The following is a 24,165-nucleotide window of genomic DNA, read 5'->3' as shown; positions in this document are numbered from 1 at the left end:
CTGGGGCGTACGCCGCACCCGTCCGAGGGGGAGACCCATGCCAGGAATCGTCATCGTCGGCGCCCAGTGGGGCGACGAGGGCAAGGGCAAGGCGACCGACCTGCTCGGCAGCCGCACCGACTTCGTCGTGAAGTTCAACGGCGGCAACAACGCCGGGCACACCGTCGTCGTGGGCGACGAGAAGTACGCGCTGCACCTGCTGCCCTCGGGCATCCTGACCCCGGGTGTCACGCCCGTGATCGGCAACGGCGTCGTCATCGACCTCGAGGTGCTCTTCCACGAGCTCGAGGCGCTCTCGGCGCGAGGCGTCGACGTGTCGCGGCTGCGCATCTCGGCGAACGCGCACATCATCACCGACTACCACCGCACGCTCGACAAGGTCACCGAGCGCTTCCTCGGCAAGCGCTCGATCGGCACGACCGGGCGCGGCATCGGGCCGGCCTACGCCGACAAGATCAACCGCGTCGGCATCCGCGTGCAGGACCTCTTCGACGAGTCGATCCTGCGGCAGAAGATCGAGGGCGCGCTCGACTCGAAGAACCACCTGCTCACGAAGGTCTACAACCGCCGCGCCGTCACGTGCGACGAGATCTTCGACGACCTCACCTCCTACGTCGAGCGGCTGCGGCCGATGGTCGCCGACACGGGCCTCGAGCTCTCCCGGGCGCTCGACGACGGCCGCACCGTCGTGTTCGAGGCCGGCCAGGCGACGATGCTCGACATCGACCACGGCACGTACCCGTTCGTCACCTCGTCGACCGCGACCGCCGCGGGCGCCGCGTCCGGCTCGGGCGTCGCGCCCTCGCGCCTCGAACGCGTGATCGGCATCGTCAAGGCCTACACGACGCGCGTCGGCGCCGGCCCCTTCCCGACCGAGCTCTTCGACGAGTGGGGCGAGCTGCTGCGCAAGCAGGGCTTCGAGTTCGGCACGACGACCGGGCGCCCGCGCCGCTGCGGCTGGAACGACACCGTGCTGACCCGCTACGCCTCGCGCATCAACGGCCTCACCGACATCGTGCTGACGAAGCTCGACGTGCTCACCGGCATCGAGTCGATCCCGGTGTGCGTCGCGTACGACGTCGACGGCGAGCGCTTCGACGAGCTGCCCGTCTCGCAGAGCGACTTCCACCACGCGAAGCCGATCTACGAGTCGCTGCCCGGCTGGAGCGAGGACATCACCGGGGCGCGTGAGCTCTCCGACCTGCCTGCGAACGCGCAGGCGTACGTGCGCTTCCTCGAGGAGCGCTCGGGCAGCCGCATCTCGGCGATCGGCGTCGGCGCCGACCGCGAGGCGATCGTGCAGGTGCACGACCTCATCGATTGAGCGTCGCGCGCGGTCCTCGCGTCAGACGATCGCGAGCGGCTGCGTGTTCGTCGAGACCGTCGCGCGCGGGCCGAGGCCGCCGGCGCGGCCGAGCTGCACGAGCTTCGCGATCGCGGCGAGCAGCAGCGCGACGAGCAGCAGGTTGCGCGCCGAGAGCAGCAGCACCGCGAACCACTCCAGGCGCACGAGCGGCATGTAGAAGATCGGGAAGATGAGCGTCGTCAGCAGCGACGTCACGAGCAGCAGCGCCGTCATCCGCCGCCACCAGACGGTGGGGCGCGCCATCGCGACCGCGGCGATCGGCAGCAGCCACAGCAGGTACTGCGGCGAGCCGACCTTGTTGAACACGATCGACGCGGCGACGAGCGCGAAGGCGCCGACGAGCAGCAGCTCGCGCGAGTCGGCGCCGCGCCGCCGCGCCCACAGCAGCAGCACCGCGATGCCGGCGACCGCCGCGACGAGCAGCGGGGTCGAGAGCAGGATCGCACCGCCGTCGAGCGGGCCGACGACCTCGCGGGTTGCGAGCGCCCGGTTCTGGTAGACGCGGGAGCCGAACACGTCGAGCGCCGCCGCCCACACCCACGGCGTCGCGATGGGCGCCTCGAGCTGCAGCGCGCGGTCGGTCTGCATCGTGAGGAAGCTGAGGAGATGGGGGATGCCGCCGAAGGTCGCCGAGATCGCGGCGGTCGCGGCCGTGACCCCGAAGCCGGCGAGCACGACGAGCCAGCGCTCGCGGTGCACGGCGACGACCGCGGCGATCACCATCGCGGGCCACACCTTGATCCAGGTCGCGACAGCGAGCAGCGCGCCCGCCACGAGCGGTCGGCGCGAGAGCCAGACGAGCCCGACGATCACGAGCGGGCCGGTGATGCCCTCGAGCCGCAGCAGCGCGACGGGGCTCAGCAGCAGGAAGCCGAGCATGAACGCGTGCGCGGCGAGCATGCCGCGGCGGCTGCGGCCGCCGTCGCTCAGCACCCAGACGGCCCACCAGTTGAGCGCGGCCGTCATGAGGAACCACAGCAGCTGGTAGAGCGGCGCGCCGAGCAGGTTCGCGGCGCCGATCGGCAGCCACGCGAGCAGCGGGTAGACCCAGTCGGCGTCGAGCCCGACGATGTCGTCGCCCTCGAACGCGGCCATCGCCCACTCGCGGTAGAGCGGCAGGTCGCCGACCGTGCCGCCCGCGATGATCGCCGGCAGCAGGGCGAGGAGCGACGCCCCGTGCAGCAGCAGGAACGCGCGGACGAGCCAGCGGCGCGTCAGCATGCGGTCGGCGAAGTCGGCGGCCTGGGCGCGACGGATGACCCGCAGAGCGACTGCCGCGCGATCGTCCGTCTCCCCAACCAAGCGATCTCCTCGTCCCGTGTGCCGCGTCAGCGTATGGCGCGTTCCTGAGAGCCTGCCAGTCAGATGACGCCGAGCGCCAGCATCGCGTCGGCGACGCGGTTGAAGCCGGCGATGTTCGCGCCCGCGACGTAGTCGCCCGGCCGGCCGTACTCATCCGCCGTCTCCGCGCAGCGGTCGTGGATGCCCTGCATGATCTCGCGCAGGCGCGCATCCGTGTGGTCGAAGGTCCACGAGTCGCGCGAGGCGTTCTGCTGCATCTCGAGGGCGCTCGTGGCGACGCCGCCGGCGTTGACGGCCTTGCCGGGGGCGAAGGCGATGCCCGACGCGGCGAACACTCGTGCCGCGCCCTGGGTCGCGGGCATGTTGGCGCCCTCGCCCACGACGGTGCAGCCGTTGCGCACGAGCGTCGCGGCGTCGTCCTCGTCGAGCTCGTTCTGCGTCGCGCACGGCACGGCGATGTCGCACGGCACGGTCCAGATGGATGCGTCGGCGGTGAAGGAGGCGTGCGGGCGGTGCTCCACGTACTCGGCCATGCGGCCGCGGCGCACCTCCTTGATCTCCTTCACGAGCTCGAGGTCGATGCCCCGCTCGTCGACGACGAAGCCGGAGGAGTCGCTGCACGCGATGACGGTGCCGCCGAGCTGCTGCACCTTCTCGATCGCGTAGATCGCGACGTTGCCCGAGCCGGAGACGACGACGCGCTTGCCCTCGAAGCTCTCGCCGCGCGAGCGCAGCACCTCCTCGAGGAAGTAGACGGTGCCGTAGCCGGTCGCCTCCTTCCTCACCTGCGAGCCGCCCCACGTGATGCCCTTGCCGGTGAGGACGCCGGACTCGTACTCGTTCGTCAGCCGCTTGTACTGGCCGAACATGTAGCCGAGCTCGCGGCCGCCGACGCCCATGTCGCCCGCGGGCACGTCGGTGTACTGGCCGATGTGGGTGCGCAGCTCGGTCATGAACGACTGGCAGAAGCGCATGATCTCGGAGTCGGACTTGCCCTTGGGGTCGAAGTCGCTGCCGCCCTTGCCGCCGCCGATCGGCAGGCCCGTGAGCGAGTTCTTGAAGATCTGCTCGAAGCCGAGGAACTTGATGATGCCGAGGTAGACGCTCGGGTGGAAGCGGAGCCCGCCCTTGTACGGGCCGAGCGCCGAGTTGAACTGCACGCGGAAGCCGCGGTTGATCTGCACGACGCCCGCGTCGTCGATCCACGGCACGCGGAAGATGATCTGCCGCTCCGGCTCGACGATCCGGTTGAGGATCTGCGCGTCGACGTAGTCGGGGCGCTTCGCGACCACGGGGCCGAGGCTCTCGAGCACCTCGAAGACGGCCTGGTGGAACTCGGCCTCGCCGGGATTGCGGTGCAGGACGTCGGCGTAGACCGGCTCGAGGTGGGGGTGGAGCTGCGACAAACGAGGCCTCCGTCACGTGTCAGACAACCGCTCGATCGTACAGCAGGGGCCTTCGGGCAGCCCGGGGCGGTCGTCGGCGGCTACGCTCCGGCGCGGAGCACGCCGTCGAGCCCGGCCGCGGGGCGGCGCCCCGTGAGCAGTCGCAGCGCCTCGACGCCCGCGCCCCGGGCGGATGCGTTGACGGCGGCGAGCTGCAGGGCGTCGAGCACGTGCGCGGGCGTCGGCGCCCACTCGAGACCCGCGGCGTCGGCGATGTCGATGCCGTGCACGGTCAGCTCGAAGGCTCGGGTGCGGAGGTACTCGCCGAGCCGCATCGAGACCGTCGGGTCGCCGCCGATCGCGATGCGCCGGTCGAGCCCGGCGGCCGCGATCGCGGTCGCCGCCTCGACGTGCATCGCCTCGATCTCGGCGGCGAGGTCGTCGCCGAGCGCCGCGCCGGCGGCGCGGCCGCGCAGCATGATCGCCTCGTCGTCGCCGCGCTGGCGCAGCACGACCTCGAGGTACTCGCTCGCCGAGTGGATCGTGACCTCCGCCGGCTCCGGCTGCGCGAGGTAGGCGGTGACGGTCGTGATGGCGCGCGAGGTGTGCCCGATGAGCTCGCGGAGGGTCCACTCGCCGAGCCCGGGCCTGTCGAGCCGCTCGCGCGGCACCCGCCGGACGAGGTCCGCGAGGTCGCTGACGGCATCATCGAAGCGCACGGCCATGCGCGCATGCTCGCACGCCGCTGCGGTGCTGGCAATCGCGGCCGCCAGAATGGCCGGGTGAGCATCCTCGACCCGGTCGTCATGACGCATCCGCTCGTCACCCTCGAGCCCCTCGGCCACGAGCACGCCCCCTCGCTCGCCGACGCGGCCGCCGAGGGCGACCTCTGGCGCCGCGCGTGGTACACGAGCGTGCCGGAGCCCGGCGCGGTCGGCGAGGAGATCGACCGACGGCTCGCGCTGCACCGCGAGGGATCGATGGTGCCGTGGGCGATCGTCGTCGGCGGGCGCGCGGTCGGCATGACGACCTACATGCACATCGAGGCGGAGACGCCGCGGCTCGAGATCGGCTCGACCTGGATGGCGGTCTCGGCGCAGGGCTCGGGCGTCAACCCCGCGATCAAGCTCATGATGCTCGAGCGCGCGTTCGACGAGCTCGGCTGCGTCGCGGTCGAGCTCCGCACCCACTGGCACAACCGGCAGTCGCGCGATGCGATCGAGCGGCTCGGGGCGAAGCTCGACGGCGTGCTGCGGAGCCACCAGGTCTACAAGGGGACGCTGCGCGACACGGTCGTCTACTCGATCGTCGCGTCGGAGTGGCCGGCCGTGCGCCGGGGGCTCGAGGCGCGGCTCGACGCGCGCTGAGCCAGCGCGCTCGCGGCTCTCTCCCCAGGAACGCGGAGCCGCGCTCGTTAGCCTCCGTCCATCGCGCCGCGACCGTGGTGCGGGAAGGAGCGCAGTGACCCGCATCGACCGCCGGCCCGGACTCCCGCCTGCCCAGGTGCCGCTCGCGGTCGGTGCACCGGTGCTGCTCGTCGCGGTGTGGACGGCGCTCACCGCGCTCGTCGCGCTCGCGATGGCGACGATCTCGACGCCGACGTCCGTGGCGGGCTGGGTCGCGCTCGCGGTCGCGGCGCCGATCGTCGGGCTCGCGCTCCTGACCGGCTCGCGCCACGTCGCGCTCCTCATCGCGGCGAGGCGAGCGTCGACCGCAGCGCCTCCCGCCGCGACCGCCGCGACCGGCGAGCGCGTGGCGATCCTCTTCCCGGTCGTCGACGACTTCCGCGCCGACGTCGTGCGGCGGAGCGCGCGGCAATCGCATCCCGGCACGCGCACGGTCGTGCTCGACGACTCCTCGCGGCCCGAGACGCGCGAGCGCATCGACGCGCTCGTCGCCGAGGGCGTCGTCGAGGTGCACCGGCGATCACGACGCGGCGGCGCGAAGGCGGGCAACCTCAACGCCTGGCTCGAGCGGCACGGCGACGAGGTCGACCGCATCGTCGTGCTCGACGCCGACCAGGAGATCCCGGGCGACTTCGTCGAGCGCGGGCTCGCGCGCTTCGCCATGCACCCGGATGCCGCGGTCGTGCAGGGGAGCATCGGCATGCGTCGCGAGGGCACGTCGTTCGTGCGCGACTTCGGCGGGCTCTTCGCGCGGCACGCCGCCATGCAGCTCGCCGGCCGCGACGCGCTCGGCGTGAGCGTGTTCTGCGGGCGCGGCGCGATGCTCGACGTCGCCACCGTGCGCGATGCGGGTGGCTTCCCCGAGCTCGTGATGGAGGACACCGCGCTGTCGGTCGAGCTCGCCCGCCGCGGGCACCGGCTCGTCGCGGCGCCCGAGCTGCGCTCGCTCGAGGACGCGCCGGTCGACCACGCCGCGTTCGCGGTGCAGTTCGGCAAGTTCGTCGAGGGCGCGGTGCAGCTGCTCGCGCGCTCGCGCGGCAGCCTCGTCGACGGCCGGCTCGCGGCGCTGCGCCGCGCCGACCTCGTGCTCGACCTGCTCGTGCCCGTGCTCGCCGCGCTCGTGCCGCTCGTGCTCTTCGGCTACTCGCTCGTGGCGGCGGCGACCTCCGCGCCGGCCTTCCCGTGGCAGGTCGGCATCGTGCTCGGCGGGCTCGGCCTCGCGCCGCTCGTGCCCGAGGCCGTGCATCGAGCGCGCACGCGCGGGCTGCTCGCGAGCGCATGGTTCACCGTGCGCGCGGCCATGCTCTACGCATCCGTCTCGCTCGTCGCCGCACGCGCCATCGTGATGGTGCTCGTGTCCGGGCGGGCCCGCTTCCACGTGACGCCGAAGTCGGGCGCGGGCGCGGGCGTGCTGGCCGTCGTGCAGCGGCGCGGCATGGAGGTCGCGGTGGCCGCGGGTGCGACGGGCATCGCGGCAGTGGCGGTCGAGCGGCCCGACATGGCGCTGCCCTTCGTCGGCATCGCGGCCGCCGGGCTCGCCTTCGGCTGGCGCGACGCGCTCGAGCCGCAGCCGGCGCGCGCCGAGTGAGCGGCGCGGCGCGCAGGCTGCTCCACTCTCGGATGGCGGCGGGTACCGCCGTGCCGCGCGATTAGGCTGGGGGCATGACGGGTCCCGAGGAGCAGCTGCTGCGCCTGCGGCGCTCGATCGACAACGTCGACGCCGTGCTCATCCACACGCTCGCGGAGCGGTTCAAGCTCACGCAGGCCGTCGGCGAGCTCAAGGCGGCGAACGCGATGCCCCCGTCCGACCCGGCGCGCGAGGCGACGCAGATCGCCAGGCTCCGCCGGCTCGCCGAGGAGGCGGACCTCGATCCCGAGTTCGCGGAGAAGTTCCTGAACTTCGTGATCGCCGAGGTCATCCACCACCACGAGCGGATCGCGAGCGCCGAGTAGCGGGGTTCAGGCCGACGGCCAGCCGCGGTAGACGCCGCGCCTGGGCGCCTGCGCTGCGCGCGCGTCCTGCTGGCGCACCATCCGGTGCGTGAGCGCGATGTCGACGAGCCACCACGCCGCGGCGGCGAGGATGAGCGGCACCCCGACGACGAGGAGCATGCAGCCCACGAGGGTGAGCGACAGCATCGCGAACGCCGAGGCGGTGCGACCGAGGTAGAAGCGGTGGGCGCCGAAGTAGCCGAGGAGCACCACGAGCAGCGTGGCGATCGCGAGCGACTTCGCCGGCTCGTCGCGCCGGACCGGCACCGGCGCAGCGGTGCGCGCGGAGGAGCTCGGCGTCGGATCGCGCAGCAGTCGCCGATCGAGCCGGAGCGGCGTCGACCCGGCAGCCTGCGGACGCGGAGCACCGGCCGAGCCCTCGTCCCACGGCGCGTACGCGCCCCAGCGCTGCCCGTCCCACCAGCGCCGACGACCGGCGGGGTCGTCGTGCCAACCGGGGGATGCGGGCGTGCTCACCCCGAGAGCCTAGATCAGGCGCGTTCGGCCGCCGCGCCGATGTCAGCGAGGTCCTGCTCCATCGCCTTGCGGGTGGCGGCCATGCCGAGCCGCGCGGTCAGCTTCGCGGCGGCGCGCTGGATCCACGACGGCGACTCCGACTCGCCCGAGAAGCGCATGCGCAGCAGCGTGCGGGCGCCGGCATCGATCGGCTCGAGCGTGAGCTCGGTCCGGTACCGCATGCCGTGCGACTCGGCGGCGATCGTCGTCGAGCGGCCGGGCACGATGCCGACGACCTCCATCTCCTCCGTCGCCTCCCGGCCGAGCATCGTGCGCGTCTCGCGCCACCGCGTGCCGATCGAGTAGCCGGCGCCGGCGAGCCGCTCCACGCGCGTCACACCCGACAGCACCGCCGCGGTGCCCTCGAGGTCGGTGAGCACGCGCCACACCGCATCCGTCGACGCGTCGATCGACCGCTCCAAGGTCAGGGAGAGGCCGCTCATGCTGCCGGGGGCCAGACGCCGATGACGAGCGCCATCGCGGTGATGACGAGCAGCTCGTTGAGGATGGTGAAGCCAGCGACCTTGAGGCCGCGCGGGTCGAACGCGTCGTGCACGAGCACGCGCGCAGCGGTGAAGCCGACGAAGAGGATCCAGCCGGTGACGAGCGCGTTGAGCAGGAAGCTGCCGCCGTAGAACTCCTGCGAGATCCAGGCGGCGCCGGCGAGCACCCACGCGGTGACGAAGGCGCAGACGATGAGCATCGGGTACACCCACGGCTTCGGCCCGCTCGCGACGCTCTCGGAGGTGTGGCCGACGGCCTTCATCCACGCGTTGCCGAGCACCTTCGGCTGGTAGTAGACGAAGCCGACGACCATCGCAGCGACCGTCGCGAGCAGCACGGCCCAGATGTTGATGGCGGGGACGGTGAGCTCCATGGTTGGAGCATAGGCTCGCGCGGGCGCTGCCGCACCGCGCGAGCCCCGCGACTCAGGCGAAGCGGGCGAGCGGCGCCCGGTTGGCGGCGCTCAGCTCGTCGAGCGGGATCGTCGCGATGTCCTGGATCTCGATCGCGCGGCTCTCGACGTCGGTCACGCCGATGCGCAGCACCGGCACCCCGCGCGCCTCGCACATGCCCGTGAACTTCACCTCGTCCTCGCGAGCGACGGCGACGATCGCGCGAGCGCCGGTCTCGGAGAAGAGCGCCGCCGTCTCGTCGATCCCGTCGCGCTCCATGAGGCCCGAGAGCCAGATGCGCGCGCCGATGCCGAAGCGCAGCGCGCCCTCGACGACGGCGGCGCCGAGGCCGCCCTCCGAGAGGTCGTGCGCGGCGGTCGCGAGGCCGTCGAAGGCGACGCCCTGCATGAGGCCCGCGAGCTGGCGCTCGGCGTCGAGGTCGACGCGCGGCGGGAGGCCGCCGAGGTGGCCGTGGATCGTGCCCGCCCACGCCGAGCCGTCGAGCTCGTCGCGCGTCGTGCCGAGCAGGAAGATCGCCTGGCCGTCGTCCTGCCAGCCGGAGGGCAGGCGGCGGTCGACGTCGTCGATCACGCCGAGCACGCCGACGACCGGGGTCGGGTGGATCTGCGTCTCACCTGTCTGGTTGTAGAACGACACGTTGCCGCCCGTGACCGGGATGCCGAGCTCGACGCATCCGTCGGCCAGGCCGTCGACGGCCTCGGCGAACTGCCACATGACCGCGGGGATCTCGGGGTTGCCGAAGTTGAGGCAATCGCTCACGCCCACGGGCGTCGCGCCGGTGACGGCGACGTTGCGGTAGGCCTCGGCGAGCGCGGCCTTCGCGCCCTCGCGCGGGTCGAGCTGGCAGTAGCGGCCGTTCGCGTCGACCGCGACGGCGAAGCCGAGCCCCGACTCCTCGTCGATGCGCACCATGCCCGCGTCGTCGGGCTTCGAGAGCGCCGTGTTGCCGAGCACGTAGTCGTCGTACTGGTCGGTGATCCAGGACGGGTCGCCGAGGCTCGGCGAGCCGATGAGCGCGCGCAGCTGCTCGCCGAGCTCCTCGCCCGCGGCGCGGGGGAGCGAGGCGGCCGAGTCGGCCTGCAGCGCGTCCTGCCACTCGGGGCGCGCCATCGGGCGGTCGTAGACGGGGGAGTCGATCGCGACGGTCTTGGGGTCGACGTCGACGATCACGTCGCCGGAGTGCGTGATGACGAGCCGGCCGTCGCCGGTGACCTCGCCCAGCACGCTCGTCTCGACGTCCCACTTGCCGGTGATGGCGAGGAACTCGTCGAGCTTCTCGGGCGCGACGATCGCCATCATGCGCTCCTGCGACTCCGACATGAGGATCTCCTCGGCCGTGAGCGTCGGGTCGCGGAGCAGCACGTGGTCGAGCTCGACGCGCATGCCCGAGTCGCCGTTCGCGGCGAGCTCGCTCGTCGCGCACGAGATGCCCGCCGCGCCGAGGTCCTGGATGCCCTCGACGACGCCCGCGGCGTAAAGCTCGAGGCAGCACTCGATGAGCACCTTCTCGGCGAACGGGTCGCCGACCTGCACGGCGGGCCGCTTGGCGGGGCCCTCCTCGTCGAACGACTCCGAGGCGAGGATCGACGCGCCGCCGATGCCGTCGCCGCCCGTGCGGGCGCCGAAGAGCACGACCTTGTTGCCCGCGCCGGTCGCGTTCGCGAGGTGCAGGTCCTCGTGCCGCAGCACGCCGACGGCGAGCGCGTTCACGAGCGGGTTGCCCTGGTAGACCGCGTCGAAGACCGTCTCGCCGCCGATGTTCGGCAGCCCGAGGCAGTTGCCGTAGAACGAGATGCCGCCCACGACGCCGTGCACGACGCGCGCGGTGTCGGGGTGGCCGATGTCGCCGAAGCGCAGCGCATCCATGACCGCGACGGGCCGCGCGCCCATCGAGATGATGTCGCGCACGATGCCGCCGACGCCCGTCGCCGCGCCCTGGAACGGCTCGACGAACGAGGGGTGGTTGTGCGACTCGATCTTGAAGGTGACGGCCCAGCCCTCGCCGACGTCGATGACGCCCGCGTTCTGGCCCATGCCGACCATGAGGCGCTCCTGCATCTCGGGCGTGACCTTCTGCCCGAACGTGCGCAGGTGCTTCTTCGAGGACTTGTAGGAGCAGTGCTCGCTCCACATCACCGAGTACATCGCGAGCTCGGCGCTCGTCGGCCGGCGGCCGAGGATCTCGCGGATGCGCTCGTACTCGTCGGGCTTGAGGCCCAGGGCCGCGAACGGCTGCTCGCGCTCCGGGGTGGCGGCGGCGCGCTCGACGGTGTCGCGCGGAGTGGAAGCGGTCACGACTCTCCTAGGAGGTGGCTCGGCGGTCCCTCGATCCTACCGAGCGGTCGGATGCGTCGGCTCGCGCGTCGTCGTCGGCGCCCGTTCGCGCTGGGCGCCGGTCAGTCGCTCAGTCGAACCACTGCGTCGGCGGGCCCGCGGTGAGCAGCGCGGCGAAGACGATCGCGATGAGCGCGAGCGCGATGGCGCCGAGCAGCACGGGGTGGGTGATGCCCCAGCGGAAGGCGCGGTCGATCCAGCGGTCGTCGCCCGGCTCGCCGGTCGGCTCGGTGCGCCAGCCGCCCTCGAGCGCGCCCCGGCGCACCAGGCGCCGCTCCCACGGGATCGTCGCGTAGGGGATGACGGCGGTCAGCACGCCGAGCGCGACGGTGCCGAGGCGCCAGCGCTGGTTGTGGCCGACGACGAGCTGCATCGCGGCGTAGGAGAGGAAGACGAAGCCGTGCGTGCCGCCCGCGATGGGCAGGAGCGCGTCGTTCTCGAAGCCGTACTTCGCGACCATCGCGACGATGAGCGCGGTCCAGGTGACGGCCTCGGCGATCGCGAGGAAGCGGTAGAGCCGCTTCGGGGTGAGGCCGGTCGCGGTGCCGGTCGACGCATCCATCATGTAGACAGCCTACCGCCCGTTCTGGAGCGGTGTCGTCTGAGGACGGTCGCTAGGCGGCGACGGCCTCGAGCGCCGACTTGAAGATCTCGAGCCCGTCGATGCCCGCCTTCATGCGCGTCGTCGTCGGGCCGAAGCCGAGCTCGACCGCGTGCTCCGGGTGCGGCATGAGCCCCATGACGTTGCCCGCCGCGTTCGCGATGCCCGCGATCGCGTCGATCGAGCCGTTCGGGTCGTCGCCGAGGTAGCGGAAGACGACGAGCCCCTCGCCCTCGATGCGCTCGATCTCGTCGGGCGTCGCGACGAAGCGGCCCTCGCCGTTCTTGAGCGGGATGACGATCTCCTGGTCGACCTCGAAGCGGTTCGTCCACGCGGTCGTCGTGCGCTCGACGCGCAGCCGCTGGTCGCGGCGCACGAACAGGCCGGTGGCGTTGCGCACGAGGCCGCCGGGCAGCAGCCGCGCCTCGGTGAGCATCTGGAAGCCGTTGCAGATGCCGAGCACGGGCATGCCGCGCTCGGCCGCCTCGACGACCTCGGTCATGATCGGCGAGCGCGCGGCGATCGCGCCGCAGCGGAGGTAATCGCCGTACGAGAAGCCGCCGGGCAGCACGAGCGCGTCGACGCCGTGCAGGTCGTGCTCGCCGTGCCACAGCGCGACGGGCTCGTGGCCCGCGAGCCGCACGGCCCGCTGCGCGTCCCGGTCGTCGAGCGTGCCGGGGAAGGTGATGACGCCGACCCTCATCGGTCGGCCTCATCCTGCACCCGCACGCCCACGACATCCTCGATCACGGTGTTCGCGAGCACGTCGTCGGCGATCTTCCGCACCTGCTCGAGCAGGGCATCCGTCACCTCGCCCTCGACGGTGAGCTCGAAGCGCTTGCCGAGGCGCACGTCGCCGATCTCGCCGTGCCCGAGCCGCGCGAGCGCGCGGCTGACCGCCTTGCCCTGCGGATCGAGGATCTCGGCCTTCGGCATGACGTCGACGACGATGACGGCCATGGGTCTCCCTAGCTCGCGGCGGGTTGGGGTCACCCCATTCTACGGATGCGGCGCGTGCGCCGGTCAGACGGGCGGATTCCCGGCCGATCGTCGGGTCAGCGCGGCTATGGTGCCGCCATGACGTTCAGGGGCAACGCGAACTTCGACACCTCGACCGTGAGCCGGGGCGGCGGCGGTGGCGGTCGCGGCGGCGCGATCGCGGTCGGCGGCGGCGGTCTCGTGACCGTCATCCTCGTGCTCGTGTCGATGTTCTTCGGCATCGACCTCACCGGGCTCGCGCCGCAGCAGCCGATCTCGCCGGGCGCGCAGTCGCAGGGCGAGGAGGTCACGGGGTGCACGGGCGAGGCCGCGAACGACCTCGCCAACGTCACGTGCCGCATGGAGGGCGGCGCCGACTCGATGTCGCAGTTCTGGGAGACGACCTTCGCGGCGAACAACCTCGAGTACCGCGACCCGAGCGTGCAGCTCTTCGACCGGCAGGTGCAGACCGGCTGCGGCGCCGCGACGAGCGCGGTCGGCCCGTTCTACTGCCCGGCGGATGAGCGCATCTACATCGACACCACGTTCTTCCAGCAGATGCGCGACCAGTTCGGCGCCTCGGGCGGCTCGCTCGCGCAGCTCTACGTGCTCGGCCACGAGTGGGGCCACCACATCCAGCACCTCACCGGCGACCTGCAGCGGGTCGAGCAGGGCGACTCGGGGCCGCAGTCGAGCGGCGTGCGGTCGGAGCTGCAGGCCGACTGCTACGCCGGCGCGTGGATCAACGGCGCCTCGCAGACGCGCGACGACGACGGCGGTGACCCCGTGCTCATCGCGCCGACGCAGCAGGAGATGAACGACGCGATGAACGCCGCGTCGACGATCGGCGACGACCGCCTGCAGTCGATGAGCGGCGGCGGCGTGAACCCCGAGACCTGGACGCACGGCTCGAGCGAGCAGCGCCAGCGCTGGCTCGCGACGGGCTTCAACGAGGGCGTCGGCAGCTGCGACACGTGGCGGGCGCCGGAGGTGTGAGCCCCGCGACGCGCTGAGCCGGCGCGGACGGCGGCGCGCAGCGGCTCAGCCGGCGGAGGCGGTCAAGCGGTCGTAGAGCTCGCGGTAGCGGGCCGACGTGCGCTCGACGACGTCGTCGGGCAGTCGCGGCGGCTCGCCCTGCCCGTCCCAGCTCGCCGCGAGCCAGTCGCGCACGATCTGCTTGTCGAACGACTCGACGCGGCCCTCGGCGAGCGCCTCGGCGTCCCAGTAGCGAGACGAGTCGGGCGTGAGCACCTCGTCGGCGAGCACGAGCTCGCCCGTCAGCCGGTCGCGGCCGAACTCGAACTTGGTGTCGGCGAGCACGAGCCCCGCCTCCTCGGCGATCGCGGCGCCCATGGCGTAGACGCTCAGGCTCATGTCGCGGATCGCGTCCGCGTCAGCCGCGCCGACGAGCTCGACCGTGCGCTCGAACGAGACGTTCTCGTCGTGCTCGCCCTGCGGCGCCTTCCAGGCGGGCGTGTAGATCGGCTCGGGCAGGGCGTCGCCGTCGCGGAGGGCCTCGGGCAGCGCCACGCCCGAGATCGACCCCACCCGCTGGTACTCCTTGAGCCCCGAACCGGTCACGCGACCGCGCACGACGCACTCGACCGGGAGCATGTCGAGCGTGCGCACGAGCATCGCCCGCCCCCGCACCGCCTCGGGCGTGCGGTCGTCGGCGCCGTCGGCGAGCTGCGTCGGCAGGCCGAGCCGGTCGGTCCACCAGCGGGTGAGCGCGGTGAGCAGCGCGCCCTTGCCCGGGATCGCCGGCTCGAGCACGCGGTCGAACGCCGACACGCGGTCGGAGGCCACCATGAGCATCTCGGGCGCCTCGGCGAGCGTCGCGCCCTCGGGCACGTAGAGGTCGCGCACCTTGCCGCTGTAGGCGAGGTGCCAGCCGGGGAGCTCGACGGCGTGCGTCATGCCTTCGCGCCGATGTCGGTGCGCGCCTGACCGCCCTCGAGCGAGATCGCGGCGAGCCCCGCATACGCGCGCTCTCGCGCCTCGGCGAGCGTCGCGCCCGTGCCGACGACGTTGAGCACACGGCCGCCGGTCGCGGTGAGGCCCTGCTCACCGGCGCCGGTCGCGGCGTGCAGCACCCGCACGCCCTCGAGCCGCTCCGCCTCGTCGACCCCGTGGATCGGCCGGCCCGTGATGGGGTCGCCCGGGTAGCCCTCGCTCGCGAGCACGACGGCGACGGCGGCCGAGTCGCGCCACTCGAGCGGCGCGGCGGAGGCCAGGCTCCCGTTCGCGGCCGCGAGGAGCGCATCCGCGAACCCCGACTCGATGCGCGGCAGCACGACTTGCGTCTCGGGGTCGCCGAAGCGCGCGTTGAACTCGATCACCTTGACGCCCGCGTCGGTGACGATGAGGCCGCAGTAGAGCAGCCCGCGGAAGGGCGTGCCCGCCTCGGCCATCGTCCGGATCGTCGGCAGCGCGACGGTCTCGACGACCTCGTCGACGAACGCCTGCTCGCTGCCGAATCGCTCGGCGAGCCACGGCAGCGGCGAGTAGGCGCCCATGCCGCCGGTGTTGGGGCCCGAGTCGCCGTCGCCGAGCCGCTTGAAGTCCTGCGCGGGCGCGAGCGGCACGACGTCGGTGCCGTCGGTGAGCACGAACAGGCTCACCTCCGGGCCGGCGAGGTATTCCTCGATGAGCAGCGGCCCGTCGGGCAGGAACGCCTCGGCGTGCGCCTCGGCGGCGGCGCGGTCGTCGGTGACGATGACGCCCTTGCCCGCGGCGAGGCCGTCGGCCTTCAGCACCCACGGGGGTGCGGATGCGTCGAGCGCGGCGCGCACGTCGTCGAGCGTCGAGGCGGTGGTGTCGGTGCCCGTCGGCACCCCGGCGCGCGCCATGACCTCCTTGGCGAAGGACTTCGAGCCCTCGATGCGGGCGGCGGCCTTCGTGGGGCCGAAGACGGGCACGCCCACGCGCTCGAGCTCGTCGGCGACGCCCGCGACGAGCGGCGCCTCGGGGCCGATCACGACGAGCTCGAAGCCGCCGTCGACCGCGAGCTCCGCGACGAGCTCCGGGCTCTTGATGTCGAGCCGCACGGTCTCGACCTCCGCGGCGATGCCGGCGTTGCCGGGCGCGGCCGTGATCTCGTGGCCGCCCTCCGCGAGGAGCGCCGTGATGATGGCGTGCTCGCGCGCGCCGCTGCCAAGGACGAGGATCCGCACGCGCCCATTCTAGGAGCGGGGCGCGCGGTCCGCCCGCGTGCCGTGACGCATCCGCCCTGAATCCGCGCTCGCGGATGCCGCTCCCAGCCGCCGCCTCGACAATGGCCCCACGCAGGGCCGCGGCGCTCGCCGTGCCCGGAGGGGGAGCGCGATGACGAGCACGAGCAGCCTCGGCGGCGCCGGCGCGAGCGACGTCGGCGCGAGCGACGCCGGAGCAGCGCCGATCCGGCGGCTCGTGCTCTCGGGCGTGCTGTTCGGCGCCGGCATCGCCGCCTCGGTCGTCGACCTGTTCCTGTTCCACCTCGTGCTGCAGTGGCACCACTTCTACGACCTCGGCACGACCGAGATGGCGATCGCCGCCGACGGCTTCTTCCACGCGGCCGCGTGGGGGATGACGGTCGCGGGGCTCTTCCTGCTCGTCGACGCGCGGCGGCGAGCGCCGGTGCGCTGGTCGCGCTGGACGGGCGCGGTGCTCGCCGGCCTCGGCGGGTTCCAGCTGCTCGACGCGGTCGTCAACCACAAGCTGCTCGGCATCCACCAGGTGCGCTACGACGTCGACCTGCTGCCCTACGACATCGCCTGGATCGGCTCGGCGGTCGTCGTGCTCGCGATCGGGCTCATCGTGCTGTGGCGCTCGCGAGGGCGCGCGGAGCGCTGAGCGTGCCGGGCCACGGCGGTCACAGCGGTGCGGTGCCGCTCGCGGCGGATGCGTCGTGGGCGCTGCTCGACGCGCTCATCGTCGCGGCGCTGCTCGTCGCCGTCGGCGGCTACCTGCGGGCGCTCCGCTCGGCTCGGCGCCGTGGTCCGTGGCCCGCGCTGCGCACGACGAGCTGGATGCTCGGGGCGCTCTGCGCGGTCGCGGCGACGCTCGGCCCGATCGCGGTCGCCGCCCACTCGAGCCTCACGGGCCACATGCTCGCGCACCTCCTCCTCGGCATGCTCGCGCCGCTCCTGCTCGTGCTCGGCGCGCCCGTCACGCTCCTGCTGCGCGCGCTGCCCGTCACCGCGGCGCGCCGCCTGACGCGCGTGCTGCGCAGCGCGCCGCTGCGCGTCCTCACCCACCCGGTGTCGGCGGCGGTGCTCAACGCGGGCGGCCTCTGGGCGCTCTACGCGAGCGACCTCTACGGCCTCATGCACGCATCCGCCCTCGTGCACGGCATCGTGCACCTCCACCTGCTGCTCGCGGGCTACCTGCTCACCGCCGCGCTCGTGGGCGTCGACCCCGACCCGCACCGCGCGGCGATCGGCGTGCGAGCGGCCGTGCTGCTCGCCTTCATGGCCGTGCACTCGATCATCGCGAAGCGCGTCTACGGAGCGCCGCCCGCGGGCGTCGAGGCGGCCGACGCGCACGTCGCGTCGCAGCTCATGTACTACGGCGGCGACGTCGTCGACGTGACGCTGCTCGTGCTGCTCGGGCTCGCGTGGCTGCGCGCGACCCGGCCGCGCCGGGCCGCGGTGCCCGCGGCGGCCTGACCGGCCCGCGTCGGCGCCGCCGCGTAGCCTGGCGGCATGCCCAAGCGCATCCCCGACCTCGACGGCATGGACGCCGTGCGCGCCGCCCTCGCGCCCGAGGCGAGCCGCCAGGACCGCGCGCTCGCGGTGCGCTACTCGCTGCAGTGCCTCGCCGAGCGCGCGCCGGGCAAGAGCGTCGAGGTGCGGGTGCCGCCCTTCGGCGCGGTGCAAGCCGTCGAGGGGCCGGGCCACACGCGCGGCACGCCGCCCAACGTCGTCGAGACCGACCCCGCGACCTGGCTCGCCCTCGCGACCGGCGCGGAGTCGTGGGCGGATGCAGTGGCTCGCGGCGCCGTGCACGCCTCGGGCGTGCGCGCCGACGTCTCGGCCTGGCTGCCGGTGCTGCGCCTACCCGGCAGCTAGCGCCAGCGCCATACTTGCCCCATGGCACAGGTCGTCCGTCCGCAGGGGTTCATCGGCCCGATCGTCCTGCTCATCGTCGGCATCGTGCTGCTCTTCAACGGCGTGCCGGCGCTCATCCAGTGGATCGGCTGGGTCGCGCAGGTGTCGCTCATCACGGGCGTCGACGGCGCGCTCGAGCAGGCCGGTGGGCCGCTGCTGCTCGCGGCCGGCGCGACCTTCATCGGCTTCCTGCTGCTGCGCGGCGGGTGGAACGCGCTCATGGGGCTCGCGCGCAGCGCGAGCAAGCGCGCGCAGGAGCAGGTGCGCACCGGCGCCCAGCAGGTGCGCCGCGAGGTCGACCAGCGCCGCACGCAGGTCAGCGCCCAGGCGCAGCACCTGCAGGATCGCGTGCCGCAGTCGTGGCGCGAGCGCATCGACGCCGCCGCGCGCGAGGTCGAGGCGGAGCGCGCCCGCCGGTCGGGGCAGCAGCCCAACGTCTACGCGAACTCGCAGTGGCAGTCGCCCCAGCAGCAGCGCCCGGCGCAGCAGGCGCCCGCGCAGCAGCGGCCACAGCAGGCGCCGGGGCAGCAGGCGGGGCAGCAGCGCCCCGCCGCGCAGCCCCAGCGGCAGCAGGCGCCCGGCGCCGATCGGCTCGCGCGCATCGAGGAGCTGCGCGGCCGCGTGGGGGAGCGGCTCGAGCGGCAGGCGTCGCAGAGCCCGCAAGCGGCGAAGCAGGCCGCCGCGCAGGTCAAGCGCGCCGCCGAGATGGCCGCCGCCCGCGCCCAGCGCGGCGTCGAGTCGAGCGTCGATCCGGAGGTGCAGGCGCTCGTGGGCCGGCTCGACCTCGCCGACGCCGAGCGCGTCCGGCGCCGCGGCTCGTCGCTCACGAGCTCGTCGCTCTCGACGTCCGCGCTGTCGAAGACGTCGCTGACGCTCAACTCGCTCCTGCGGCAGCGCCGCTGACGCCCGCGGTGGGCGAGCGCCAGCGGCGCTCGGTCACAGCGACCAGATGAGCAGGATCGCCGCGAAGACGAGCCCGGAGGCGATGAGCGTCACGGTCGTGTAGCCGAGGATGTCGCGCATCTTGAGCCCCGCGATCGCGAGCAGGGGCAGCGCCCAGAACGGCTGGATCATGTTCGTCCACTGGTCGCCGTACGCGACGGCCATGATCGGGATCGCCGGGTCGACGCCGATGCGCTCGGCGGCGTCGAGCAGGATCGGCGCCTGCACCGCGAACTGCCCGCCGCCCGAGGGCACGAAGAAGTTCACGAGGCCGGCCGAGAGCAGGGCGAGCACGCCGAAGGTCGTCGGCGTCGAGATGGCGACGAACCAGTCGGAGAACACCTGGATGAGGCCGGAGCCGGTCATCATGCCGAGGATGCCCGCATAGAGCGGGAACTGCAGCAGGATCTCGCCGACGTTCGAGGCGGCCTCCTTCGTCAGCCGGATGATCTCGAACGGGTTCTTCACGAGCAGGAAGATGAGCGCGAGGAACGACCAGTTCACGATGTCGAGCGTGAGCGTGCCGCCCTGCACGAAGTGCACGACGAGGTAGAAGACGAGCGCGGCGCCGACGAGCAGCGTGACGATGCGGCTCGCGTCGATCCGGTCGGCGGGCGTGACGACCTCCTCCTCGGTCTCGACGAGCTGCTCGCGCAGGTCTATCTCGAGCTCGACGATGCGGTCCTTGCCGCGCGGCGCGATGAGCGCGAGCGCGACGGCCACGACGACGATCGTCGCGACCGCGCCGATCAGGTTCGGCAGCGCGAAGGTCGTCTCGGTGATGGGCACGACCTCGCCGCCGAGGTGCTCAGCGATGAAGGAGTCGGGCGTCGCCGCCGTGAGGGGGCCCGAGCCCGAGTAGCCCATGTGCCACACGACGAAGCCCGAGAAGCCGGCCGCGACGAGCATCGGGAAGTGCAGCCGCAGACCGCGCTCCCTGCCGGAGGCCGCGACCTCGCGCGCGAGCAGTCCGCCGACCACGAGGCCGAGGCCCCAGGTGATGAGGGATGCGACCGAGGCGATCACGAAGACGAACAGGTAGGCCTGCACTGGCGTCTGCGGCAGCGAGGCGAGCTTCGACAGCAGCTTCCGCACGGGCCGGGTGTTGGCGAGCATGTGGCCGAGCAGCAGGATGAGCGCCATCTGCGTCATGAAGGCGAGCAGCCCCGAGAGGCCGTCGCCCCAGCTCTTGACGAGGTCGACGGGATTCGTCTGCGTCACCGTCAGCGCGAGCAGCGCGACGACGAGCGTCAGCACGATCGCGAAGACGAGCGCCGACGGGATCCACCGCTCGACGACGTTGTTGATGGGCCGCATGGCGCGCGCGAGCGGCGCCCCCGATCGCTGCTCAGCGGTCGCGTTGGACATGGTTCACCTCGTTGTGCATGGGTCGACGTAAGGGGCGATGCGCCCCACGCCAGACACTACCGAGGAGTCGGAGCCCCTCTGCGACGCCCGCGCGAGCGGATGAGGAGCTTCCGCAGCTCGTCGAACCACAGCACGCACGACGCGAGCGCGAGGCACGTGAGCCACTGCTCGAGCGAGAGCGGCGCGGTGCCGAACCCTGCCTGCAGGAGCGGCACGTGCACGACGAGCACCTGCGTCACGACCCCGAACGCGATCGCGGCCCACAGCCACCGGTTCGTGAAGAGCCGGTGGAACGCCGAGGCGTGCTCCGAGCGCGAGTTGAGCGCGTTGCACAGCTGCGCGAGCACGAGCGTCGTGAAGGCGGCGGTGCGCGCGGTCGCGACGTCCTCCGAGCCCTCGATGAGACCGCCCGGCAGGTGCATGTCGATCGCGAGCAGCGTGACGACCGCCATGACGGCGCCGATCGAGAGGATGCCGCCCCACATCCGCGCGTCGATCACGCGCTCGTCGAGCCGCCGCGGCCGCCGCGCCATGACGTCCTCGGTCTCGGCGTCGACGCCCATCGCGAGCGCGGGCCCCGAGTCGGTGATGAGGTTGATCCAGAGGATCTGGGTCGCGAGCAGCGGCACGACCATCGCCTCGCCGTGGCCGGTGAGCCCGAGGAAGCCCGCGAGCAGCACGCCCAGCAGCATCGTGAGCACCTCGCCCATGTTCGACGAGAGCAGGTAGCGCAGGAACTTCCGGATGTTCCCGAAGATCACCCGCCCTTGCCGCACCGCGGCGACGATGGTCGCGAAGTTGTCGTCGGTGAGGATCATCGCGGCGGCCTCCTTCGAGACCTCCGTGCCCGTGATGCCCATCGCGACGCCGATGTCGGCCCGCTTGAGCGCCGGCGCGTCGTTCACGCCGTCGCCGGTCATCGAGACGATGTGCCCGTCGGCCTGGAGCGCCCCGATGATGCGCAGCTTGTGCTCGGGCGCGACGCGCGCGAAGACCGAGACGTCCCGCACGGCCGCGCGCAGCGCATCCTCGTCCAATCCGTCGAGCTCGGCGCCCGCGATCGCGCGATCACCGCGACCCGCGATGCCGAGCTCGTGCGCGATGCGGAGCGCCGTCGCGGGGTGATCGCCCGTGATCATGACGACCCGGATGCCCGCCCCGCGCGCCGCCCCGACCGCCGCGGCGGCCTCCGAGCGGGGCGGGTCGATGATGCCGACCGTGCCGACGAAGATGAGGTCCTCCTCGAGCGCGAGGCCGGCGTCGGAGTCGAAGCCGCCGGCGGCGGTGACGGATGCGTGCTCCTCGGCCCTGAGCGGACGGTACGCGACGGCGAGGGTGCGGAGCGCTTGCGCCGACATCGACTCGACCGCCTCCCGCACCCGCGCGCGGTCGTCGTCGGTGAGCGGCCGCACGGCCATGCCGACCCGCACGCGCGAGCTGTGCTCGAGCAGCACGTCGGGCGCGCCCTTCGCGATGAGCACCGGCTGGCCCTCACCGCCCTCGACCGGGTGCTCGGCGTCGGCGACGACGACCGACATCATCTTGCGCTCGGAGGTGAACGGCACCTCGCCGATGCGCGAGAAGCGCTGCTCGCGGCGCCCCGACAGGCCCGCCTTGCGCTCGGCGACGACGAACGCCGCCTCGGTCGGGTCGCCCACGACGACCCAGCCGCCGTCCTCGTCCTGCCGCACCTCGGCATCCGAGGCGAGCGTGCCGCCCGAGAGCACGACGATGTCCTCCGCGCGGATGCCGAGCGCGGGATCGGCGTCGAGCAGCGGGCTGCCGTCGACGAGCACCTCGCCCTCGGGCGCGTAGCCGACGCCCGTGATGTCGGCGACGCCCGAGCCGGTGTGCACCGTGAGCATCGTCATCTCGTTGCGCGTGAGCGTGCCGGTCTTGTCGGAGCAGATGACGGATGCGGAGCCGAGCGTCTCGACCGACGAGAGGCTCTTCACGATCGCCCCCTGCCTGCTCATCGCCTGCACGCCGATCGAGAGCACGAGCGAGAGGATCGCGGGCAGCCCCTCCGGCACGGCCGCGACGGCGAGCGAGACGCCCACGAGCAGCACGTCGACGGCCTCCTGCAGCGAGCCGATGCCGCTCGTCAGGCCGATGGCCGCCATCACCACGACCGCGATGACGACCACGGCGATCCCGAGCGTGCGCCCGACGGCCGCGATCTCGCGCTGCAGCGGCGTCGGCTCCTGCTCCGTCTCGGCGAGCATCGTCGCGATGCGGCCCATCTCGGTCGCCATGCCGGTCGCCGTCACGACGGCGCGGCCGACGCCTTGCGTGACGGCGGTGCCCTTGAACACCATGTTGCGGCGGTCGCCGAGCGGCACGGGCTCGGGGAGCGCCGCGGGCGACTTCGTCACCGGCACCGATTCGCCGGTGAGCGACGCCTCGGCGACCTGCAGCGACGACGCGCTCAGCAGCCGTGCGTCGGCGCCGACCGAGTCGCCCTCCGCGAGCGCGAGCACGTCGCCCGGCACGAGGTCCGCTGCGGGCACGCGCTCCGTCCGCCCGTCGCGCACGACCGTGGCCGTGACGGCCGTCATGTCCTGCAGGGCCGCCACGGCATCCGCCGCCCTCGCCTCCTGCACGAAGCCGAGGATCGCGTTCGCGACGACGATGAGCGCGATGACGATCGCGTCGATCGGCAGCCCGTGCGCTCCCTCGAACACCCACGCGACGACCGAGATGACGATCGCGCCGAGCAGCAGGTAGATGAGCGGGTCGGCGAACTGGCGCAGCAGTCGCCGCCACGCCGGCTCGGGCGGGACCGCGTCGAGCTCGTTCGGGCCGAAGCGCGCGCGCCGCTCGGCGGCCTGCCCGGCCGTGAGCCCGGCGTCGGCGTCGACCTCGAGCTCGCGGGCCGCGGCGGCGGCGTCGAGGAGGCTCCAGTCGTGCTGCTCGGCGCTCGCTCCGGCGGGCGTGCTCGCGGTCGGCTGCGCGTCGGTCACTCGTCGGCTCCTGTCGTCGCGGGGCGCGCGGCCGTGCTCCCGGCCCGCGGGCCCCTCTCGCACCGTACTCGTGCGGTGCGCGGCGCGTGGGATGCTGGTTGCCATGGACGCGACGCACGATCGGACGCCGCAGGGCGACGCCGCCGGCGACCCGGAAGGCACGACCGAGCAGCTCGACGTGACGGTGCGGCGCTCCCCGAAGTACGGCGCCTTCGCGGCGGCCGGCGCGCTCGTCGGGGCCGTCGCCGCGGGGCTCATCGCCGCGTCGATGCCGCAAGCGGTCAACGAGAACGGCGTGCCGGTCGACACGACGCCCGTGATCGGGCTCATGATCGTCGCCGGGTTCGTGCTCGGCGGCGGGCTCGGCGCGCTCGTCGCCATCATCGTCGACCGCGCCCTGGCGAAGCGCACGACCGCGACGGTCGCCGAGCGCGTCGAGGTGCGGCGGCCGGATGCGCTGCCGACGGCCGAGGACGACGCGCTCGAGGCGCGCTTCGAGCGGCTGGGCGGCGCCGACCCGGGCCTCGCCGACCCCGCGGTGCCGGGCGCCGCCGAGCGCAAGCGCGGCGAGGACGACCGCCCCGGCCGAGCCTGATGCCCGCCGGGCGCACGCGCAGCGCGATCGCGCACGCGCTCGCCTGGATCGGCTTCGGCGCCGGCTTCGCGGCGCTCGCGGGCGTCGCGCTCGCCGAGGGATCGGCGGTCGCGCTCGCGCTCGGCAGCGCCGGAGCCCTCGCCGGCGCCGCGCTCGGACTGCTCGCCGCGCCGCTGCTCGAGCGCGCCGCGGCGGCGAGCGCTGCCACCCGGCTCGCGGCGATCGCGGCTGCGGCGCTCGCGCTCGTCGTGCTCGCCGCGGGCGGGACGCTGCTGCTGCTCGACGTCGCGATCGGCCCCGCGCTCGCGCCGCTGCTCGGGCTCGCGGCCATCATCGCGCTGGTGCCGGGCGCCCCCGGCCCGTTCGGTGAGGGCTAGACGATCGTCATCGTCGCGACCTACTGGGCCTCGTCG

General features: G+C 73.3%; 25 protein-coding genes. 11 read left to right on the top strand and 14 right to left on the bottom strand.

The features are described 5' to 3' along the window. Window positions 1-37 precede the first annotated feature (37 nt). A complete protein-coding gene (locus JQT67_RS07125) occupies window positions 38-1,324 on the top strand; it encodes an adenylosuccinate synthase (RefSeq protein ID WP_208064092.1) in 1,287 nt (428 codons plus the stop codon). A 21-nt stretch (window positions 1,325-1,345) separates the two neighbouring features. Here JQT67_RS07125 and JQT67_RS07120 read toward each other — a convergent pair whose 3' ends face one another. From JQT67_RS07120 to JQT67_RS07110, 3 genes are all read right to left on the bottom strand, one after another. Beyond that, window positions 1,346-2,668 (bottom strand): glycosyltransferase 87 family protein, encoded by a 1,323-nt coding sequence (locus tag JQT67_RS07120; RefSeq protein WP_208064091.1) that lies wholly within the window; start codon window positions 2,666-2,668, stop codon window positions 1,346-1,348. Window positions 2,669-2,727: 59 nt separating this feature from the next. Beyond that, the gene (gene gdhA / locus JQT67_RS07115; protein WP_208064090.1) at window positions 2,728-4,074 is read right to left on the bottom strand and encodes an NADP-specific glutamate dehydrogenase; all 1,347 of its coding nucleotides are present in this window, start codon (window positions 4,072-4,074) and stop codon (window positions 2,728-2,730) included. A gap of 80 nt (window positions 4,075-4,154) precedes the next feature. Beyond that, window positions 4,155-4,778 (bottom strand): maleylpyruvate isomerase N-terminal domain-containing protein, encoded by a 624-nt coding sequence (locus tag JQT67_RS07110; protein ID WP_208064089.1) that lies wholly within the window; start codon window positions 4,776-4,778, stop codon window positions 4,155-4,157. A 57-nt stretch (window positions 4,779-4,835) separates the two neighbouring features. Here JQT67_RS07110 and JQT67_RS07105 point away from each other — a divergent pair, with 57 nt between their 5' ends. From JQT67_RS07105 to JQT67_RS07095, 3 genes are all read left to right on the top strand, one after another. Beyond that, window positions 4,836-5,420, top strand: coding sequence for a GNAT family N-acetyltransferase (locus JQT67_RS07105; RefSeq protein ID WP_021010380.1), 585 nt, complete (start codon window positions 4,836-4,838; stop codon window positions 5,418-5,420). Between the two features lie 94 nt (window positions 5,421-5,514). After that, window positions 5,515-7,047, top strand: coding sequence for a glycosyltransferase family 2 protein (locus JQT67_RS07100; RefSeq protein WP_208064088.1), 1,533 nt, complete (start codon window positions 5,515-5,517; stop codon window positions 7,045-7,047). Window positions 7,048-7,121: 74 nt separating this feature from the next. Continuing rightward, window positions 7,122-7,412, top strand: coding sequence for a chorismate mutase (locus JQT67_RS07095; protein WP_021010382.1), 291 nt, complete (start codon window positions 7,122-7,124; stop codon window positions 7,410-7,412). Window positions 7,413-7,418: 6 nt separating this feature from the next. Here JQT67_RS07095 and JQT67_RS13460 read toward each other — a convergent pair whose 3' ends face one another. From JQT67_RS13460 to purS, 7 genes are all read right to left on the bottom strand, one after another. Beyond that, window positions 7,419-7,928, bottom strand: coding sequence for a TM2 domain-containing protein (locus tag JQT67_RS13460; RefSeq protein WP_208064087.1), 510 nt, complete (start codon window positions 7,926-7,928; stop codon window positions 7,419-7,421). Between the two features lie 14 nt (window positions 7,929-7,942). Beyond that, window positions 7,943-8,410, bottom strand: coding sequence for an SRPBCC family protein (locus JQT67_RS07085; protein WP_208064086.1), 468 nt, complete (start codon window positions 8,408-8,410; stop codon window positions 7,943-7,945). Further along, window positions 8,407-8,844 carry a DUF1761 domain-containing protein gene (locus JQT67_RS07080; RefSeq protein ID WP_208064085.1) on the bottom strand — a complete coding sequence of 146 codons (438 nt, stop codon included), beginning with the start codon at window positions 8,842-8,844 and terminating at the stop codon, window positions 8,407-8,409. Before JQT67_RS07080 ends, JQT67_RS07085 begins: the two co-directional genes overlap by 4 nt. 52 nt (window positions 8,845-8,896) lie before the next feature. Beyond that, a complete protein-coding gene (gene purL, locus JQT67_RS07075; RefSeq protein WP_208064084.1) occupies window positions 8,897-11,179 on the bottom strand; it encodes a phosphoribosylformylglycinamidine synthase subunit PurL in 2,283 nt (760 codons plus the stop codon). Between the two features lie 109 nt (window positions 11,180-11,288). Further along, window positions 11,289-11,783, bottom strand: coding sequence for a DUF3817 domain-containing protein (locus tag JQT67_RS07070; RefSeq protein ID WP_208064083.1), 495 nt, complete (start codon window positions 11,781-11,783; stop codon window positions 11,289-11,291). A 49-nt stretch (window positions 11,784-11,832) separates the two neighbouring features. Then, window positions 11,833-12,522: a phosphoribosylformylglycinamidine synthase subunit PurQ gene (gene purQ, locus JQT67_RS07065; protein WP_208064082.1), complete on the bottom strand. Its 690-nt coding sequence runs from the start codon at window positions 12,520-12,522 to the stop codon at window positions 11,833-11,835. Continuing rightward, window positions 12,519-12,779 (bottom strand): phosphoribosylformylglycinamidine synthase subunit PurS, encoded by a 261-nt coding sequence (gene purS / locus JQT67_RS07060; RefSeq protein WP_026372734.1) that lies wholly within the window; start codon window positions 12,777-12,779, stop codon window positions 12,519-12,521. Before purS ends, purQ begins: the two co-directional genes overlap by 4 nt. A 117-nt stretch (window positions 12,780-12,896) precedes the next feature. Here purS and JQT67_RS07055 point away from each other — a divergent pair, with 117 nt between their 5' ends. Beyond that, on the top strand, window positions 12,897-13,793 hold the full coding sequence (locus JQT67_RS07055; RefSeq protein ID WP_208064081.1) for a neutral zinc metallopeptidase: 897 nt from the start codon (window positions 12,897-12,899) through the stop codon (window positions 13,791-13,793). Window positions 13,794-13,838: 45 nt separating this feature from the next. Here the strand turns inward: JQT67_RS07055 and JQT67_RS07050 are convergent, their stop codons facing one another. Together JQT67_RS07050 and purD are read right to left on the bottom strand one after the other, a co-directional pair. After that, complete coding sequence (locus tag JQT67_RS07050; RefSeq protein WP_208064080.1) at window positions 13,839-14,714, bottom strand: phosphoribosylaminoimidazolesuccinocarboxamide synthase; 876 nt, start codon at window positions 14,712-14,714, stop codon at window positions 13,839-13,841. Then, window positions 14,711-15,970 (bottom strand): phosphoribosylamine--glycine ligase, encoded by a 1,260-nt coding sequence (gene purD / locus JQT67_RS07045; RefSeq protein WP_208064079.1) that lies wholly within the window; start codon window positions 15,968-15,970, stop codon window positions 14,711-14,713. The genes JQT67_RS07050 and purD overlap by 4 nt, the downstream gene beginning before the upstream one ends. A gap of 151 nt (window positions 15,971-16,121) precedes the next feature. Here purD and JQT67_RS07040 point away from each other — a divergent pair, with 151 nt between their 5' ends. The 4 genes from JQT67_RS07040 to JQT67_RS07025 are packed head-to-tail and all read left to right on the top strand — an operon-like array spanning window position 16,122 to window position 18,787. Continuing rightward, window positions 16,122-16,628 (top strand): DUF2243 domain-containing protein, encoded by a 507-nt coding sequence (locus JQT67_RS07040; protein WP_208064078.1) that lies wholly within the window; start codon window positions 16,122-16,124, stop codon window positions 16,626-16,628. Beyond that, the gene (locus JQT67_RS07035) at window positions 16,598-17,443 is read left to right on the top strand and encodes a cytochrome c oxidase assembly protein (RefSeq protein WP_307864254.1); all 846 of its coding nucleotides are present in this window, start codon (window positions 16,598-16,600) and stop codon (window positions 17,441-17,443) included. The genes JQT67_RS07040 and JQT67_RS07035 overlap by 31 nt, the downstream gene beginning before the upstream one ends. Before the next feature lie 36 nt (window positions 17,444-17,479). Then, entirely contained in the window at window positions 17,480-17,845 is a 366-nt protein-coding gene (locus tag JQT67_RS07030) for a sterol carrier family protein (protein WP_208064077.1), read from the top strand. 21 nt (window positions 17,846-17,866) lie between these two features. Continuing rightward, window positions 17,867-18,787: a hypothetical protein gene (locus JQT67_RS07025; protein ID WP_208064076.1), complete on the top strand. Its 921-nt coding sequence runs from the start codon at window positions 17,867-17,869 to the stop codon at window positions 18,785-18,787. Window positions 18,788-18,820: 33 nt separating this feature from the next. On the opposite strand, the gene JQT67_RS07020 is transcribed toward JQT67_RS07025, so the two are convergent. Both JQT67_RS07020 and JQT67_RS07015 read right to left on the bottom strand, forming a co-directional pair. Continuing rightward, window positions 18,821-20,194: a short-chain fatty acid transporter gene (locus JQT67_RS07020; RefSeq protein ID WP_021010397.1), complete on the bottom strand. Its 1,374-nt coding sequence runs from the start codon at window positions 20,192-20,194 to the stop codon at window positions 18,821-18,823. 56 nt (window positions 20,195-20,250) lie between these two features. Next, window positions 20,251-23,157, bottom strand: coding sequence for a cation-translocating P-type ATPase (locus JQT67_RS07015; protein ID WP_307864253.1), 2,907 nt, complete (start codon window positions 23,155-23,157; stop codon window positions 20,251-20,253). 103 nt (window positions 23,158-23,260) lie between these two features. On the opposite strand from JQT67_RS07015, the gene JQT67_RS07010 reads away from it, so the two are divergent. Beyond that, on the top strand, window positions 23,261-23,752 hold the full coding sequence (locus JQT67_RS07010) for a hypothetical protein (RefSeq protein WP_208064074.1): 492 nt from the start codon (window positions 23,261-23,263) through the stop codon (window positions 23,750-23,752). Continuing rightward, window positions 23,752-24,129 (top strand): hypothetical protein, encoded by a 378-nt coding sequence (locus JQT67_RS07005; protein WP_208064073.1) that lies wholly within the window; start codon window positions 23,752-23,754, stop codon window positions 24,127-24,129. The genes JQT67_RS07010 and JQT67_RS07005 overlap by 1 nt, the downstream gene beginning before the upstream one ends. Window positions 24,130-24,165 lie beyond the last annotated feature (36 nt).

The organism is Agrococcus sp. TF02-05 (assembly GCF_017565345.1).
In the GTDB taxonomy this organism is placed as follows: Bacteria; Actinomycetota; Actinomycetes; order Actinomycetales; family Microbacteriaceae; genus Agrococcus; species Agrococcus pavilionensis.
Note: the sequence above shows the minus strand (reverse complement) of the source record. Positions and strands in the feature narration are given on the sequence as shown.